The organism is Micromonospora sp. NPDC049101, from assembly GCF_040648675.1.
Lineage (GTDB): Bacteria > Actinomycetota > Actinomycetes > Mycobacteriales > Micromonosporaceae > Micromonospora.
Window position 1 is genome coordinate 103,235 of the sequence record NZ_JBEZED010000022.1, and the last position, 17,601, is coordinate 120,835.

At 73.1% G+C, this 17,601-nt stretch carries 5 protein-coding genes and 1 pseudogene; 1 reads left to right on the top strand and 5 read right to left on the bottom strand.

Translation table 11 applies throughout. The features are described 5' to 3' along the window. Positions 1-2: 2 nt before the first annotated feature. The 3 genes and pseudogenes from AB0B57_RS26440 to AB0B57_RS26450 form a co-directional block, all read right to left on the bottom strand. Complete coding sequence (locus AB0B57_RS26440) at positions 3-6,044, bottom strand: amino acid adenylation domain-containing protein (protein ID WP_357075256.1); 6,042 nt, start codon at positions 6,042-6,044, stop codon at positions 3-5. Positions 6,045-6,194: 150 nt separating this feature from the next. Beyond that, positions 6,195-8,903: pseudogene (locus AB0B57_RS26445) on the bottom strand (type I polyketide synthase); the annotation flags it as partial. A gap of 34 nt (positions 8,904-8,937) precedes the next feature. After that, positions 8,938-14,496 carry a type I polyketide synthase gene (locus AB0B57_RS26450; RefSeq protein WP_357075206.1) on the bottom strand — a complete coding sequence of 1,853 codons (5,559 nt, stop codon included), beginning with the start codon at positions 14,494-14,496 and terminating at the stop codon, positions 8,938-8,940. 480 nt (positions 14,497-14,976) lie between these two features. On the opposite strand from AB0B57_RS26450, the gene AB0B57_RS26455 reads away from it, so the two are divergent. Continuing rightward, entirely contained in the window at positions 14,977-16,164 is a 1,188-nt protein-coding gene (locus tag AB0B57_RS26455; RefSeq protein WP_357075209.1) for an SRPBCC family protein, read from the top strand. A 7-nt stretch (positions 16,165-16,171) separates the two neighbouring features. Here AB0B57_RS26455 and AB0B57_RS26460 read toward each other — a convergent pair whose 3' ends face one another. After that, positions 16,172-16,843, bottom strand: coding sequence for a 4'-phosphopantetheinyl transferase superfamily protein (locus AB0B57_RS26460; protein ID WP_357075212.1), 672 nt, complete (start codon positions 16,841-16,843; stop codon positions 16,172-16,174). Beyond that, positions 16,840-17,595: an alpha/beta fold hydrolase gene (locus tag AB0B57_RS26465; protein WP_357075215.1), complete on the bottom strand. Its 756-nt coding sequence runs from the start codon at positions 17,593-17,595 to the stop codon at positions 16,840-16,842. Before AB0B57_RS26465 ends, AB0B57_RS26460 begins: the two co-directional genes overlap by 4 nt. Positions 17,596-17,601: the final 6 nt, after the last annotated feature.

Here is a 17,601-nt window from a genome sequence, read left to right on the forward strand (position 1 = left end):
GTCTACTCCTGCGGGTCGGCGAGGTCGGGGAGGATGTCGCCCAGGGGACGTTCCGGATCTGCGGCGATGGACGCCAGGAGCCCCTCGAAGGCTCGGCTCCAGCGGGCGACCGCGCCGGCCGGGAAGAGGCCCGACCGGTGGTTGATCGAGATGAAGATGTTGTCGTACGCCACCGCCGCCTCGACCCGCAGCGGGTGCTCGGTCTGGGCGAGAACCTGCACCGGCGCGGCACCCAGGAGGGACATGAACTGACCCAGGTTGGTGCCGAAGCCCGGCAGGGTCTCGCTGACGAAATAGCTCTCGAAGATCGGCTGCTCGACGGGAACGCCGGTGATCTCGTACAGGGCGGCCGGCGTCACGTACTCGTGTTGGTTGAGCGTCGAGATCCGCTGGTGCAGTTCGTTGAGCCAGGCCAGCAGCGGCGTCGACCGCTCCACCCGAGCCCGCACCGGCAGCACGTTGAACAGCAGACCGACCGCCTGGTCGACGTCGACCGAGGTGGTGCTGCGGCCGGAGTAGACAGCCCCGCAGACCACGTCCGGCGACGCGCTGATCGCGCTGAGCATGAGTGTCCAGGCGCCGTGCAGCACCGTGTTGAGGCTGATCCCGGACTCGGCGGCCAGCCCGCTGAGCCGGATCGACACCTCCTGGCTGACCTGCACCGTCTCCTGCAACAGCGTCGGCACCAGCTCGGTGCTCCGCTGCGCCGGGGGCAGGGTGATGGGTGCCAGCGGGAACGCCACGTCCGCGAGTTCCCGTCGCCAGAACTCCTCGACCGACGTCGTGTCCCGCTGCGCCTGCTCGGTGCAGAAGTCGCCGTACACCCGGGACACGGGCCACGCCGCCGGCTCGCGACCCGCCAGGATCGCGCCGTACGTCTCCAGCAGGTTGACCACCATGATCTGGTAACTCCAGCCGTCCTGCCCCGGGAGGCTGAACATGTGGATGTGCTCCCAGGTGTCGTGCTCCAGGCGGAAGAGCGCCAGCCGCATCTGCGGCGGCGTCCCGTCGAACCCGCGCCGTCGCTGCGCCTCGACGTACGTCTCGATCCGCCGGTGCTGCTCGGTCTCGGAGACCCCGCGCAGGTCGAACCGCTCGATCGGCAGTCGGACGTCGCGGTGGACGACCTGGATCCAGCGGCCGGTGTCGTCGCGCTCGTAGCTGGCCCGCATCGACTGGAAGCGGTCGATGGTGTGCTGCCAGGCCCGCTCCAGCGCGTCCGGGTCGAGGCCCCCGTTGGTGAACCGGAACCGCTGGTGGGTGACGTTTATCCCCAGGCCCGGGTTGCGCAGCGCGGTCTCCAGCATGCGCTGCTGGGTGCCCGTGGTCGGGAAGGCGTCCTCCGCGTCGGAGAAGTGCGCCCGGGCCCACTCCAACAGGGCCGGGTCGCGCTCGGCGACCTTCTCCGTCTGCACCGCCCCCCGGGCGCCGACGAGTTCGGCCAGCTCCGCGATGGTCGGGCTCTGGAACACGTCCTGCGGGTTCAGCGCCATGCCCCGGGCGTTGGCCCGGCTGACCATCTGGATGCCGAGCAGGGAGTCCCCGCCGAGGGCGAAGAATCCACTGTCGACGCTCACCTCCTCCAGGCCGAGCACGTCCCGCCAGATCGCCGCGAGTTGCTGCTCCACCTCGGTACGTGGGGTGACCACCTCACCGGTGGCGTGCAGCGCCCGCACCGGCATCGGCAGGGCCCGCCGGTCGAGCTTGCCGTTGGCGTCGGTCGGGAACTCCGCGATGGCGACGACGGCCGAGGGCAGCATGTAGTCGGGCAGGCTGTCCCGGACGAAGCGCGGGATGTCGGTGCTCAACCACCGGCTCAACTCGAGCAGGCGGGGATTGTTGGTGTAGTGCCGCGAGGTGCGGCCGGGCAACACCGGGTCGGCCCAGTCGGCGACGTACGCCGACCCGGGCCGCCGGAACGTCACCCGGTAGCGGCCGTCGTCGGCACCACCGACCCACGCCACGTCGACAACGTAACCCAACTCATCGGCGAGCGCCCACCACGTCTCGGGCTCCACCCCGTCGGCCGGCTCGTAGCGCAGGTCGGACACCAGCCGGTCGTCGGCGGCGTCCCGGGCGGCCCTGCGGAAGCCGTTGATGCCGGCCAGCCGGGCGTTCGGGACGTCGTCCACCCGCAGCGCCTCGGGCCGGTCCTCGGTGAGCAGGCGGCGGACCTCCGCCACCGACGTCCACGGTGTACGGATCGGCTCGGCCGACGGCGTGACCGGCTCCCCGATGTGCAGGATCACGTCGTAGCGGTATCGGGTGAGCTCGTTGTGGTGCTCGCCGCGCTTGAGCATCAGCTCGACCCGTGCGATGCCGGGCACCTCCTCGCGCAACGCGGTGAAGAACTCCGGTGCCACGACGAGCTCCCGCTCGTGCTGGGTGCGCTGCTGCACCCGGCCGCGGAGTCGTCCGAGGGTCAGACCGGGCTCGGCGCGGGCCACCTCGACCTCGACGTGGAAGGCGTCCAGGGTCGGCAGGTGCCTCAGGTCACCCAGGAAGACCGCCCCACCCGGGCGAACCTGGGCCACCACCTGAGCGATCACCGCACGCAGGTAGGAGGGGTCGGGGAAGTACTGTGCCACCGAGTTGACCACGACCGCGTCGAACCGCTCGTCGGCCAGGCCGGTGAAGTCGTTGGCATCGCGTTGGAAGAGCTCGATGTCGACCCCGTCGGGCAGCCCGGGCAGCAGGTTCTCCCGGACGTAGTCGAGCACGGTGCCCGAGATGTCGGTGCCCCGGTACGCCTCGGCGTGCGGTGCGATCCGGGCCAGCAGCATGCCCGTGCCGCAGCCGACCTCCAGCACCCGGCGCGGCATCAGGGCGAGGATGCGCTCCACCGTGGAGTCCAGCCAGATCCGCATCTCCGCTTCAGGGATCGGCTCGTCGGTGTAGCTGCTGTTCCAGCCGATGATGTTGAAGTCGGTCTCGGTGACGTCGGTGTCGCGCCCGTAGCTCTGGTCGAACAGGTTCTGCCACTGCGCCACCCGGTCCTCGGCGGACGCCTCCGGGGCGGTGGCGTCCTCGGCGGGGATGACGTACGCCACGAGCTGCTTGTCCTCGGCGTCGTGCGGCAACTCCCGGGCCAGGACCACCACCTCGTCGACGGCCGGGTGCCCGGCCATCGCCGTCTCGATCTCCTCCAGCTCGATCCGCATCCCGCGCACCTTGACCTGGAAGTCCGTGCGGCCCAGGAACACCATCGTGCCGTCGGGCAGGAACCGGGCCAGGTCGCCGGTCTTGTAGAGGGTGGTGCCCAGGTCCGGGCGGAACGGGTCCGGCAGGAACCGCTGCTCGGTCAGTTCCGGGCGGCGGTAGTAGCCCCGGGCCACGCCGATGCCACCGATGTACGCCTCGCCGGGCGTACCGATCGGCACCGGGTTGAGGTGTCGGTCGAGGACGTAGGTCTGGGTGTTGGCGATCGGCGGCCCGAGCGACACCACACCCGGGTCGCGGGGGCACTCCCAGCAGGTGCTGTCCACCGAGCATTCGGTGGCGCCCCACAGGTTGTGGATGGTCGCGCCCGGCCAGCGCTCGTAGAGCGCGCGGATGGACGTCGGGGGCAGCGCCTCGCCGCTGGCCATCACCCGCACCACGGACGTACACCGCTCGATACCGGGGTGTTGCAGGAACACCCGGAGCATCGACGGCACGAAGTGCAGGGTCGTGATCCCGTGTTCCTGGATCAGGTTGCTCAGGTACTCGGGGTCCTTGTGCCCCTCGGGTCGAGCCACCACCATCCGGGCGCCGGTCAGCAGCGGCCAGAAGAACTCCCACACCGAGACGTCGAAGCTGAACGGGGTCTTCTGCAGGACCCGGTCGTCGAGGGTGAGACCGAACGCGTCCTGCATCCACAGCAGCCGGTTCACCACGCCCCGGTGCGTGATCATGGCGGCCTTCGGCTGGCCGGTCGACCCGGAGGTGTAGATCATGTAGGCCAGGTCGTCCATGCCGGCGACGTTGTCCGGACGGGTGTCCGGCTCGTCGTCGAACTCTCCCGGCCGGTCCAGCGGCAGGGTCACCGCGCCGTGCTCGGGCAGGCGCTCCACCAGCCGCTCCTGCACCAGCAGCAGGCTCGGCTCCGCGTCGGCGAGCATGAACGCCACCCGCTGCGGCGGGTACGTCGGATCGATCGGGACGTACGCGCCGCCGGCCTTGAGGATGCCCAGCAGACCGACGACCATCTCCACCGAGCGTTCGACGCAGATGCCGACGGGCTGGTCCGGCCCCACGCCCATCCGGCGCAGCCGGTGCGCCACCCGGTTCGCCCGGCGGTCCAGCTCGCGGTAGGTGACCTCCACCCCCTCGAAGGTCACCGCGACCACGTCCGGCCACCGGTCGGTGGCATCCTCGATCAGCGTGTGCAGGCAACGAGTGAGCGGGTACGGCACGTCCGTGTCGTTCCACTCCACCAGGAGCTGGTGCGCCATCGCCGGCGGCAGCACCGGCAGCTGCGAGACCCGCCGGTCGAGCGGGCCGGCGAACGCCCCGAGCAGCGTCCGGTAGACGTCGAGCAGACGCTCCACGGTGGCGTGGTCGAAGATCTCGCTGTTGTACTCCACGTCCACCAGCAGGGTCTCGGCCTGCTCGGTCACCGAGATCTCGATGTCGAACTTGCTGGTGTCGGTGTGCACCTCGGCCACGTCCACGGTCGCGGCACCGGGCCGGGAGTCGCCGCTGTAGCGCTTCATGTCGAAGACGACCTGGAACAGCGGGTTGGTCGTGGCGCCCCGGTCGGGGGCCAGCTCGGCGAGCAGCGCCTCGAACGGCAGGTCCTGCTCGTCGTAGGCCCGCTTGACCGCCTGCCCGACCCGGTCGAGCAGTTGCGCGACTGTCGGATCGTCACCCAGCGCGGTCTTGAGCACCACCGTGTTGACGAAGAAGCCGACCAGGTGTTGCACGGCGTCGTGCTGCCGGTTGGCCATCGCGGTACCGATGATCACGTCGCCGGTGCCCTGCATGTCGCCCGCGTACCGGTAGAGCGCCACCTTCAGCGCGGTCAGCAGCGTGGTGAACAGCGTGACACCGTGCTCCGCGCTGAATCCGCGCAACGCCGCCGAGGTGGCGGTGTCCAGGTCGAAGCTGAGGCTGCCGCCGCTGAACTTCTGCACCGCCGGTCGGGGCCGGTCCGTCAGCAGCTCCACGCCGGTCGACCCGCCGAGCAGCTCGCGCCACTGCGCCAGCCTGGCGGCGAGCCGGTCCTCGCCGAGCCGCTGCCGCTCCCAGATCGCGTAGTCGGCGTACTGCACGGGCAGCTCCGGCAGCTCCGGGCGACGGCCCTCGACGAACGCCTCGTAGGCGACCGCCAACTCCCGGGCGAAGATGCCGCCGGACCACACGTCCACCACGATGTGGTGCACGGTGACGAGCATCCGGTGCTCGGTCGGGCCGAGGCGGTACAGGACGACCCGCAGCAGCGGCCCCTCGGCCAGGTCGAACGTCCGGCGCGACTCCACCGTGACCAACCGCTCGCACTCGGCCTCCCGCTCGCCGTCGGGCAGGTCGGCGAGGTCGACCACCGGCACCGGCACGGTGAGGTGGGGTGCGATGCGCTGCCAGGCCTGGCCGTCGCGGCTCGGGAACGTGGTCCGCAGCACCTCGTGCCGCCGGACGAGCTCGTTGACCGCGTGCTCGACGGCGTCCGGCCGCACCGGGCCGTCCAGCGCCAGCGAGAACGCGGCGTTGTACGCGTAGCTGTCCGGCACGAGCTGGTCGAGGGTCCAGAGCCGCTGCTGGGCGAAGGAGAGCGGGATCTGCTCGTCCGGGGTCGCCACCGCCCGCCGTCGGCGCGCGATGCGCAGCAGCTCGACGCCGTCGTCGTCACCGCCGTCGGACGCGGCGAGTTGCGCGAGGACGAAGTCGGCGAGCGCGGTCGGCGTCGCGTGGTCGAAGACCATGCTCACCGGCAGGGTGAGCCCGGTGGCCCGGTTGAGCCGGTTGCGGACCTCCAGGGCGGTCAGCGAGTCGAACCCGAGGTCGAGGAAGTCGGCGTCCGGTGCGATCTCCTCCGGCTGGCGGTAGCCGAGCACGCTGGCCACCACCCCGGCGACCAGGCCGCCGGCGGCCGTACGCCGGGTCTGCTCGTTGCCGGTGAGCAACAGCTCGCGGGTGTCGTCGACGGTCTCGTCCTCCGCCGGCAGACCGGCGAACGGGTCCTCCCCGTCGGCGGCGACGCCCGGCGCGACGGTGTCGATCCAGAACCGCTGCCGCTGGAAGGCGTACGTGGGCAGCTCGACGGCCGTGCCGTCGCCGGCGGGCAGGACGGCGTCCCAGTCCAGCCGGACGCCCGCGACGAACGCCTCCCCCAGTGACGTCAGCAACCGGTCGCGGTCGCCCTGACCGCGCCGCAGCGTGCCGAGCGTGGCGAACGGGTCGCCGACGGCCTCCAACGTCTCCTGCACCCCGGACGCGAGCACCGGGTGCGGGCTGACCTCGATGAACGTGTCGAAGCCCTGCTGGCGCAGGGCGGTGGCGGCCGACGCGAGCTGGAGCGGGCCGCGCAGCACCCGGAACCAGTACTCGGCGTCCATCTCGGTGGTGTCCAGCCACTCGCCGGTGACCGGCGAGAAGAACGGCACCGTCGCCCGAGTGGGGCGCACCTCGGCCAGGTCGGCCAGCAGGGTGTCCCGGATGCCGTCCACGTGCGGCGAGTGCGGCGCGTACCCGGCGGCGACGCGGCGGACCCGCGGCCCGCCGGCCTCGCCCGCGGCGACCAGCTCATCGATCGCGTCGGCGTCGCCGGAGACCAGGATGGACGACGGCCCGTTCACGGAGGCCACCACGAGTCGCCCGGACCAGCGGTCGAGTAGCTCCGTGACGGTCTCCTCGGTGGCGGAGACCACGGCCATCCCGCCCCGGCCCTCCATCACCTGGGCGATGGCCCGGCTGCGCAGCGCCGCCACCCGGGCCGCGTCGGCGAGGCTGAGCGCGCCGGCCACGTGGGCCGCGGCGATCTCGCCCTGGCTGTGCCCCAGCACGGCGTCGGGCTCCACGCCGTAGGAGCGCCACAGGGCGGCGAGCGACACCATCACGGCGAAGAGCGCCGGCTGGACGACCGCGACGCCGTCCAGCTCCGGGGCGCCGGGCGTCGCCCGCAGCACGTCGACCACCGACCAGTCCAGGTGCTCCCGGAGGGCCGCGTCACAGGCGGCCATCTCCCGCGCGAAGACCGGCTCGGTGTCCAGCAGGTCGGTGGCCATCCGTACCCACTGTGACCCGTGGCCGGGGAAGACCAGGACCACCCGGCGACCGGCCCGGCCGGTGCCCCGGGCCACGCCCGCCGCGTCGACCCCGCGGGCCACCGCCTGCAACCCGGCGACCAGGTCGTCCCGGTGGCGGCCGACGAGCACCGCGCGGTGTTCGAAGGGAGTGCGGGCGGCCAGCGCGCGGGCCAGGTCCGCGGGGCGTAGGTCCGGCTCCGCCTGCACGTACGCGAGCAACCGCGCGGCCTGGGCGCGCAGCGCGACGGCCGACCGGGCGGAGACCACCCACGGCATCGCCACCTCCGGGGCGGCCGGCGGCTGCTCGACGGCCGGCGGCTCGGGCGCCTCTTCGAGGATGACGTGGGCGTTGGTGCCGCTCAGCCCGAACGAGGAGACCGCCGCCCGGCGCGGGCGGTCGGTGTCCGGCCACGGCCGGGTCTTGGTCACCAGCTCGACGGCGCCCGCCGTCCAGTCGACCTGCGGACTGGGGGCGTCCAGGTGCAGGGTGCTCGGCACGGCGCTGTGGCGCAGGGCCAGCACCATCTTGATCAGACCGGCGACGCCCGCCGCGGCCTGGGCGTGCCCGATGTTGGACTTGAGCGCACCCAGCAGCAGCGGCCGGCCGAGCGGCCGGTCCGCGCCGTACGTGGCGAGCAGCGCCTGTGCCTCGATGGGGTCGCCGAGGGTGGTGCCGGTGCCATGCCCCTCCACCACGTCCACGTCGGCAGTCGTGAGGCCCGCGTTGGCCAGCGCCTGCCGGATGAGTCGCTGCTGCGACGGGCCGTTCGGGGCGGTCAGCCCGCTACTCGCCCCGTCCTGGTTGATCGCCGACCCACGGACCACCCCCAGCACCCGGTGGCCCAGCCGCCGCGCCTCGGAGAGTCGTTCCAGCACCACCACCCCGGCGCCCTCGGCCCAGCCGACCCCGTCGGCCCCCGCCGCGTACGACTTGCAGCGACCGTCGGGTGCCAGCATCCGCTGCTGCGAGGTCTCGACGAAGACCTGCGGGGTGGCCATCACCGTCGCGCCACCGACCAGGGCCAGCGAACACTCGCCCTGGCGCAGCGCGGTCCCCGCCGCGTGCAGCGCGACAAGCGAGGACGAGCACGCGGTGTCGACGGTCATCGCCGGGCCCTCCAGGCCCAGGGTGTACGAGATCCGGCCCGAGGCGACGCTGCCGGAGCTGGTGTTGCCCAGGTAGTCGTGGTACATCAGCCCGACGAACACGCCGGTCCGGCTGCCCGCCAGGGACTTCGGGTCGATCCCGGCGCGCTCCAGCGCCTCCCAGGAGCACTCCAGCAGCAGCCGCTGCTGTGGGTCCATGGTCAGCGCCTCGCGCGGGGAGATGCCGAAGAAGGCCGCGTCGAATTCGGCGGCGTCGTGCAGGAACCCGCCCTCGCGCACGTAGGAGCGGCGTGGCCGTCCCGGCTCCGGGTCGTAGATCGCGTCGACGTCCCATCCCCGGTCGACGGGGAACGGCCCGACCGCGTCCTCACCGTCGGTGACGAGTCGCCACAGCTCCTCGGGAGTGCTCACACCGCCGGGCAGCCGGCAGGCCATCCCCACGACGGCCAGGGGCTCACGGGCAGCGTCCGCCAGCTCCTGGGTCTGTCGGCGCAGCCGCTCGTTCTCGAGCAGAGACGCCCGCAGCGCCTCGACCAACGAATCGGAAGTGTTGCCCACTACTGGTACCCCCATGGATGTGTCGGGTGACGGCTGGCGGTCGGCTCGCTCAGAAGGTTTCGAGCTGCTCGTCCAGGAGGTCGAAGAGTTCGTCGGCCGTGGCGGACTCCACCTGCACCGCCGGCTCCTGCGGGCGGACGTCGAGCTCGCGCATCAGCTCCCGCAGGCGGGCGGTGAGCCCGGCCCGAGCCGAGTCGTCCGGTGGCTGCGCGGCGACCACGGCACGCAGGTGCTCCACGGCGGCGGTCACCGGGTCGGCCCCCGTGGCCTCGTCGCCGACGAGTTCGGTGCGGAGGAACTCCGCGAGCGCGGACGGGGTGGGGTGGTCGAAGACCAGCGTCGCGGGCAGCCGCAGCCCGGTGGCCGCGCCGAGCCGGTTGCGCAGTTCCACGGCGGTCAGCGAGTCGAACCCGAGCTCCTTGAAGGGGCGATCCGCGTCGATCGACGCGCCGGCGGCGGGCGGGTGCCCGAGGACCGTGGCGACCCGGGAGCGAACCAGGTCGGTCAGCCGGACGAGTTGGTCGTCCGCCGGCAGCCCCGCCAGGTCCCGCCGCCACGTCGCGGCGTCCCCGACCGAGGCGTCCGCCGCGCCGTCCGGCCCGGACGAGACGGCCGGTACGCGCACCAGCGAGGTCAGCACCGGCGGCAGCGGGCCGGCGCCGGCCGCCGTACGCAGCGCGGACAGGTCCAGCCGCGCGGCGACCACGGCGGACCCGTCGGACGCCCGACCGGCGTCGAGCAGGGCCAGCGCCTCCTCCGACGGCATCGGCACGATCCCGGCCGCGGCGAGCCGGCGCAGGTCCTTCTCCGCCAGGTCGCCGGTGAGCCCACTGGTCTGGGCCCAGTGCCCCCAGGCCAACGACAGGCCGGGGAGCCCGAGGTGACGGCGGTGCTGTGCGAGGGCGTCCAGGAAGGCGTTCGCCGCGGCGTAGTTGGCCTGGCCCGCGCCACCGAGCACCCCGGCGAGGGAGGAGAAGAGGATGAACTCGTCGAGGTTGTCGCCCCGGGTCAGCTCGTGCAGGTTGAGGGCACCGTCGACCTTGGGCCGCAGCACCCGGTCCAACCGGTCCGGGGTCAGGGCGTCGACCAGACCGTCGTCGACCAGGCCGGCGGTGTGCACGATGGTGGTCAGTGGGTGCTCCGCCGGGATCGCGGCCAGCAACTCGGCGACGGCGGCGCGGTCCGCCACGTCGCAGCGGGCCACCGTGACGGCCGCGCCGAGCGCGGTCAACTCCTCGACGAGCTGATCCGCCCCGGGGGTGTCGGCGCCCCGGCGTCCCATCAGGAGCAGGTGCCGGGCGCCCCGCTGGGTCACCAGGTGCCGGGCCACCGTCGCACCCACCGTGCCCAGGCCGCCGGTGACGAGGACCGTGCCGTCGGCGACCGGCCCCGGCTCGGTGCTGGGGGTGGCGGCCCGGACCAGGCGGGCGACCCGCACCGACCCGGCCCGCAGCACGCACTGCGGTTCGGCACCGGCGAGCACGTCGGGCACGACCGCGCCGGAGGCCGGGGTGCCGTCGATGTCGACGAGCAGGAAGCGTCCGGGGTGCTCGGACTGCGCCGAGCGCACCAGCCCCCACACCGCCGCGCCGTCCAGTCGTGGTGTCTCGTCGCCGTCCACGGCCACCGCGCCCCGGGTGACGAGGGCCAGTCGGGTCGCCTGCAACCGGTCGTCGGCGAGCCAGGCCCGCAGCAGCGCCAGCGTGCCGTCGAGTGCCGCGCGCACCGCCTCGGCCGGCGAGGACCCCTGGTCGGCCGGTGCGACGCCGGCGACGACCACGTCCGGCGCGGGCCCGCCCGCGTCCAGAGCCGCGCTCAGCGCCGTGAGGTCGGCGTACCGTTTCGCGGTCGCGACGCCCGGGACGTCGCCGAGCAGCGCGAACTGCGGTGGCCCGGCCGCCTCCACGGTGGGCGCGACGGGCGTCCAGTCCAGGCGGAACCAGGCGTCGCGCAGGGCCCCCCGGGCCGCCCGCAGTTGTTCCAGTGTCACCGGGCGGGTGGTCAGCAGACCGACGGAGACCACCGGCGCGCCGCCCGGGTCCACCGCCGCCATGGTGACGTCGTCCGCACCCCGGTAGGCGAGCCGGACCCGCAGGGCCTCCGCGCCGCCCCGGTGGACCACCACGTCGTGCCAGGCGAACGGCAGGCTCAGCGACCCCGCGCCGGTCGCGCCGTCCGCGCGGTCGACCAGAACGGCGTGCATCGCCGCGTCGAACAGCGCCGGGTGCAGGCCGAAACCCGCGGCCGGTACGCCGTCGGGCAGCGCCACCTCGGCGAAGAGCTCCGCGCCGCGCCGCCACACCCCGCGCAGGCCCTGGAAGGCGGGGCCGTACTGGTAGCCGAGGGTCGCGAGCCGGTCGTACACCCCGGTCACGTCGACCGGGTCGGCGCCGACCGGCGGCCAGGCGCCGCGGAGGGCGGACCAGGCCGCCGGGTCCGGCTCGGGCAGGTCGGCGCGCACGATGCCACCGGCGTGTCGGACCCACGACGCGTCGGCCGCCGTGCCGGCCGGTCGGGAGTACACGGCGAACGGCCGTCGGCCCGTCTCGTCCGGGTCGCCGGCGGTCACCTGGAGAGCCAGCTCGTCCTCGTCGGGGATGACCATCGGCACCTCGATGGTCAGCTCCTCGACGCTGCCCAGGCCGGCCCGCGCCGCCACCTGGCCGGCCAGTTCCACGCAGACCGTGCCGGGCACGAGCAGGGTGCCGCCGGCGGCGTGGTCGGTGACCCAGCTCTGGTCGGTCGGGGACAGCCGACCGGTGAGCACGGCGCCGGCAGCACCGGCCAGGTCGACAGTCGCGCCCAGGAGCGGGTGGTCCACCGGCAGCAGGCCGGCGGCGCGGACGTCGCCCTTCGCGCGGGCCGGCTTGTCCAGCCAGAAGCGGCGGTGTTGGAAGGCGTACGTGGGCAGCGGCACCCGCCGGGCGCCGGTGCCGGTGAAGAGCCCCTGCCACTCGACCCGGCCGCCACGGACGTGCAGCTCGGCCAGGGAGGTCAGGAACCGCGCGGGGCCGCCGTCGTCGCGGCGCAGTGAGCCGGTCACCGTCACCTCGAAGCCCCGGTGCTCGGCCAGTTCCTCGATCCCGTGCGTCAGCACCGGGTGCGGGCTGCACTCGACGAAGGCGCGGTGTCCGTCGGTCAGCAGCGCGTCGACCGCGCCGACGAAGTCCACCCGACGACGCAGGTTGTCGAACCAGTAGTCGCCGGTCAACTCGCCGCCGTCGAGCGGGCCGGCGGTGACCGCGGAGTAGAAGGGCACCCGGGTGCCGGTGGGCCGGACGTCGGCCAACACCGCCCGCAGTTCGGTCTCGACGGCGTCTACCTGGGGCGAGTGCGAGGCGTAGTCGACCGGGACCCGCTGGGCCCGGACGCCGTCGGACGCGCAGGCGTCGAGGAGCGCGGTGAGCGCCTCCGGGTCGCCGGAGACCACAGTGGAGCCGGGGCCGTTGACCGCGGCGACGAAGAGCCGCCCGTCGTCGAGGAGCCGCTGCACCTCGGCCACCGGTCGGGCGACAGACGCCATGCCACCGTGGCCGGCCAGTGTGCTGCGGATGGCGCGGCAGCGCAGGGCCACGGCGCGGGCGGCGTCCGGCAACGTCAGCGCGCCCGCCACCACGGCGGCGGCGAGCTCGCCCTGGCTGTGCCCGACCACGGCGACCGGTCGGACCCCGCGGGCCTCCCAGAGCGCGGCCAGCGAGACCATCACGGTGAACAGGCTGGTCTGGACGACCTCGACATCGTCCAGGCCCCGCGTCCCGGGGGTGGCGCCGCGCAACACGTCGGCGAGGGACCAGTCGAGGTACGGGGTGAAGGCCGCGACGCACTCCTGTGCCCGGTCGGCGAACACCGGCTCCGCGTCGATCAGCTCGCGGGCCATCCCGACCCACTGCGAGCCCTGCCCGGGAAAGACGAACACGGCGCCCGGGGCGGGAGCGCCGGTCGCCACGCCCTGGACCAGGTTCTCCGCCGGCTCGCTCGCGGCCAGCGCGGCGAGCCCGGCCCGCCGGCTGTCCCGGTCGTGGCCGATGATCACCGCCCGGTGCCGCAGGGCCGCCCGGTCCGCGGCCAGCGACAGGGCGACGTCGGAGTCCGACGCCGCGGGCTCCGCGTCCAGGTGGGCGAGCAGCCGTACGGCCTGCGCCCGCAGCGCCGGCGCGGTCTTCGCCGACAGCACCCAGGGCAGGGCGGGCAACTCCCGCACCGGCTCCTCGGCGCGGGCCTCCTCCGCGACCGGGGCCTGCTCGACGATCACGTGGGCGTTGGTGCCGCTGAAGCTGAACGAGGAGATCCCGGCCCGCCGCGGCTCGCCGGTCCGGGGCCAGGGGGTGGGCTCGGTGAGCAGCCGGACCTGGCCGGCCGACCAGTCGATGTGCGGGGTGGGCTCGTCGACGTGCAGGCTCGCCGGCAGCACACCGTGCCGCATGGACAGCACCATCTTGATCACGCCCGCCAGGCCGGCGGCGGCCTGGGTGTGGCCCAGGTTCGACTTGACCGAGCCGAGCAGCAGGGGGTGGCGTCCGGCGCGTCTGGTGCCGTAGGTGGCGAGCAGCGCCTGGCCCTCGATGGGGTCGCCGAGGGTGGTGCCGGTCCCGTGCGCCTCCACGGCGTCCACCTGGTCGGGGGTGAGCCCGGCGTTGGCGAGCGCCTGCCGGATCACCTGCTGCTGGGCGTTGCCGTTCGGGGCGGTCAGCCCGTTGGACGCGCCGTCCTGGTTGAGCGCGGAGCCGCGGATCACGGCCAGCACCTCGTGGCCGGCGCGCTGGGCGTCCGAGAGCCGTTCCAGCACGAGCATGGCGACGCCCTCGGAGAAGGAGGTGCCGTCCGCGGCGGCGGCGAAGGCCTTGCACTGCCCGTCCGGGGCGAGGCCACCCTGTCGGCTGAACTCCACGAGCAGCCTCGGTGTGGTCATCACCGCCGCCGCGCCGACCAGGGCCGTGGCACAGTCGCCCTGGCGCAGCGCGTGACAGGCGTCGTGGATCGCCACCAGCGCCGAGGAGCACGCGGTGTCGATGGTGACGGCCGGCCCGTGCAGGCCGAGCGCGTACGCGATTCGGCCGGAGGCCACCGCGCTGCTGTTGCCGTTGAGAAAGAAGCCACCGAACGCCGATGTGCCCTGCGCCGATCCGGTGAGCCAGCTGCCGTAGTCGTTGTGGATCATGCCGACGTAGACGCCGGTGGGCGTGCCGCGCAACGAGTCCGCCGGGATGCCCGCCCGTTCCAGGCTCTCCCAGGCGACCTCCAGCAGCAGGCGATGCTGCGGGTCCATCGCCAGCGCCTCGCGGGGCGAGATCTCGAACAGCTCCGCGTCGAAGTCCGCGGCGTCGTGCAGGAAACCACCGGTGCGAGGGGCGGGCGGCGCGTCGCCGTCGGTGCCGGCGTCAAACTCGGCCAGATCCCACTCCCGGTTGTCCGGCAGGCTGCCGATGCCGCTGCCGCCGCGCTCCAGCAGCCGCCACAGATCCTCAGGTGACCGAACGCCACCGGGAAAGCGGCAGGCCATGCCGACGATCGCGATCGGCTCGCCACCACTCGCGAGTCGCTGCCGGGCCTCCAGCAGCTCGGCGGTGACCCGCTTCAGGTAGCCGCGGAGCTTTTCCTCACCGCTCACCGGACATCTCCCCCCTGTCGCCGACCGTGTCGGGCGGCGTCCGGACGCGGCGGCCGGTGGATCGGACGCCAGCGGCTCGACGGTTGTCGGCCGGGACCCGCAACCACGTGTCCACCTGCGAATGATTGGTAGAGACGGCCCACCCGGTCCAGGCAGAACCGGCGGCAGATCACGGGCCGGGGATCGAACCGCGCCCATGGCCGGCGGTCACTGCCCGGTCGGGATGACTGGTCAGAGCCGGTACCCGCCGCCGTCGGCGCCCCCCGGCACGTCGCCCGTGGCGCCGATGGGAGGAGCCAAGTCCACCTGATCGGCCGCTTACGCAAGTCGCCGTCGGTTCTGCCTGGACCCGGCGTCCACGCCTCGTCGATTATTCGGACGCTAGGCGGTAACTCGGCACCGCCCGTCCGAGCCCGCTTCCCGCCCCCGTCAGGCCCGTGTCCGCGGCAGGACGGGACGAGCCGAAAACGGAGGTCGACAGTGGTCTTCAATCCCACCCGTGGTGAGCTGCCCGTGCGCTTCGGGCAGAGCGTGCCGGCGGTCCCGCCGATCGGGCCCTCGACGGTCGACGCGAACGTCTACCGCGACCCACAACGGTACGAGCTGGAACGGACACGCGTCCTCAACCGGAGCTGGCAGCTCATCTGCCGTTCGGAACAGATCCCCAACCCCGGCGACCACCACGTCTGGGAGGGGCACGGTGAGAGCATCGTCATCACCCGCCGACCGGACGGCGGCCTGGCCGGCTTCCACAACGTCTGCCAGCACCGGGGCGCGCGCATCGTCGCGGAGAGCGGCACCGGTGCCCGCCGCTTCACCTGCCGCTGGCACCGGTGGGCGTACGACATCGAGGGCAAGGTGACGGGCGTCCCCGACCGGCACGACTTCGACCAGGAGGTGCTCGCCGGCCTCTGCTCCCCCGCTCTGGACCTGGACGAGTGGGGTGGCTGGGTGTGGGCGGTGCTGGCCGGGCCAGGCGTGGCCGGGCCACTGCTCGACTGGATCGGGCCGGAGATCTCCGCCGACCTCGGCGCCTACCGCATGCAGGACATGAAGCTGGTCGAGAAGCTGGAGTGGGAGGTGAACGTCAACTGGAAGGTGTGCATCGACGCCTTCAGCGAGTACTACCACGCCCAGGCGCTGCACAACGTCCCGCCGAAGGAGTCCCGGGACGCCCGCCACTCCACGATGGACGTGTTCGGGCGCAACGGGATGATGGTGGTGCCGTTCATGGGGGTGCTGGAGGAGTTGCAGAGCACCCTCGACCACATCAACCTGGCGATCTGCAACTACCAGCTCTTCCCCACCGTGGTGGTCAACGCCAACCGCCTGCACACCCAGATCTTCCGCGCGGTCCCGCTCGACGTCGGCCGGACCCGGTTCGAGGCCTGGGAGCTCCAGTACGACTCCGACGACGCGGAGTACCAGGAGAGCGTCTCGTTGTTCTGGACCATCTTCAAGGGCGTCATCCAGGAGGACGTCGACGAGTGGGCCGACGTCACGGCCACGCGGCAGTCGTCCGCGTACCGGCGCAACGTGCTCAACGAGCGGGAGTGCCTGATCACCCACTTCCACCGGGTCTGCGACGACATGCTCGCCGGAGGCGACGGGCTCGGTCTCGAACCGGGGCGCGGCGAGGACACGCCGGCGACGGTCGCCGGGACCTGAGCAGGTCTCAGCTGGGTACGGCGATGGCGGTGCCGGCCAGACCGGCCCGGATCCGCCATCGCCCACCCAGCCGGGCGAGCGGAACGACGCAGTCGGTGGGCACCGGCCTGAGCAGGGTGGCCGTGAAGACACCGGACGGGTCCAGGTCGATCCGTGCCTCGTGGAAGTCCAGCCACAGGCCGGTCACCGGGAACCACGTCTTGTACACCGACTCCTTGGCACTGAACAGCAGCCGGTCCCAGGGGACCTCCGGGTACGTGACGGCCAGCCGTCGGACGGCCAACTCCTCCTCGGGCAGCGCGATGGCCTCCAGCACCCCCTCGGGCAGCGCGGCGGCGGGCTCGGCGTCGACGCCGAGCGCGGCCACCTCCCGGCGCAGGCCCACCGCGCTCGCGCAGTAGCCCTCGCAGTGGGTGATGCTGCCGACCACGCCGTCCGGCCACCCCGGCGCGCCCCGGGGGCCGGGAAGGATCGGCACCGGGTCGAAGCCGAGCCGACCGAGTGCCGCCCGGGCGCAGTGCCGGGCGGTGGCGAACTCGCGGCGCCGCTTGTCCACGGCGCGCGCCACCACCATCTCCTCCTCGGGCATGAGCACCACGTCGTCGCGGTGCCCGAACGCCTCGACGACCACCACACCGGCGGGAACCAACCCGCCCACCGGACCGACGGGCGTGCTCACGCCGGAGCGAGCAACTGCCGGGCGACCAGGTCGGCGACGGCCTGTCGCTGCTCGGCCAGGTAGAAGTGGCCGCCGGGGAGGACGTGCAGGCGGAATTCGCCTGTGGTGTGGTCGCCCCAGGAACGGGCCTCGTCCTGGTTGACCTTGCCGTCGTCCTCGCCGATGATCGCCGTGATCGGGCAGGTCAACGGCGGCCCGGGCCGGTAGCGGTAGCTCTCCACCGCACGGTAGTCGCTGCGCATCGAGGGCAGGATCATCCGCAGCACGTCCTCGTCGTCGAGGATCCGGCTGTCGGTGCCGCTGAGGGTCTTCAGCTCGGCGATCAGGCCGGCGTCGTCACGCAGGTGCACGCTCTCGTCCCGGAACCGGGAGGGCGCCCGGCGGCCGGAGGCGAAGAGGATGGTCGGTGCCGCGTCCAGCCGCTCCCGCATCAGGGTCGCCACCTCGAAGGCGATCATCGCCCCCATGCTGTGGCCGAAGAACGCCACCGGCCGGTCCAGCAGCGGGCGCAGCGCCCGGTACGACTCCTCGGCCAACTCGACGATGCTGCTGAGGCAGCGGTCGCGGAGCCGGTCCTGGCGGCCCGGGTACTGGATGGCGAGCACCTGGAGAGTCGACCGCAACTCGGCCGAGAACGAGGTGAAGTAGCTCGCCGACCCGCCGGCGTGCGGGAAGCAGACGAGTGTCGGCCCGTTCTCCGGGCCGCGGTGGAAGCTACGGACCCACACGTCGTCCACAGTGGTCTTCGTCATCACAGC

Coding starts and splice junctions, on each gene's coding strand:
- AB0B57_RS26465 (WP_357075215.1), bottom strand. CDS start 17,595: ATGACGAAGACCACTGTGGACGACGTGTGGGTCCGTAGCTTCCACCGC.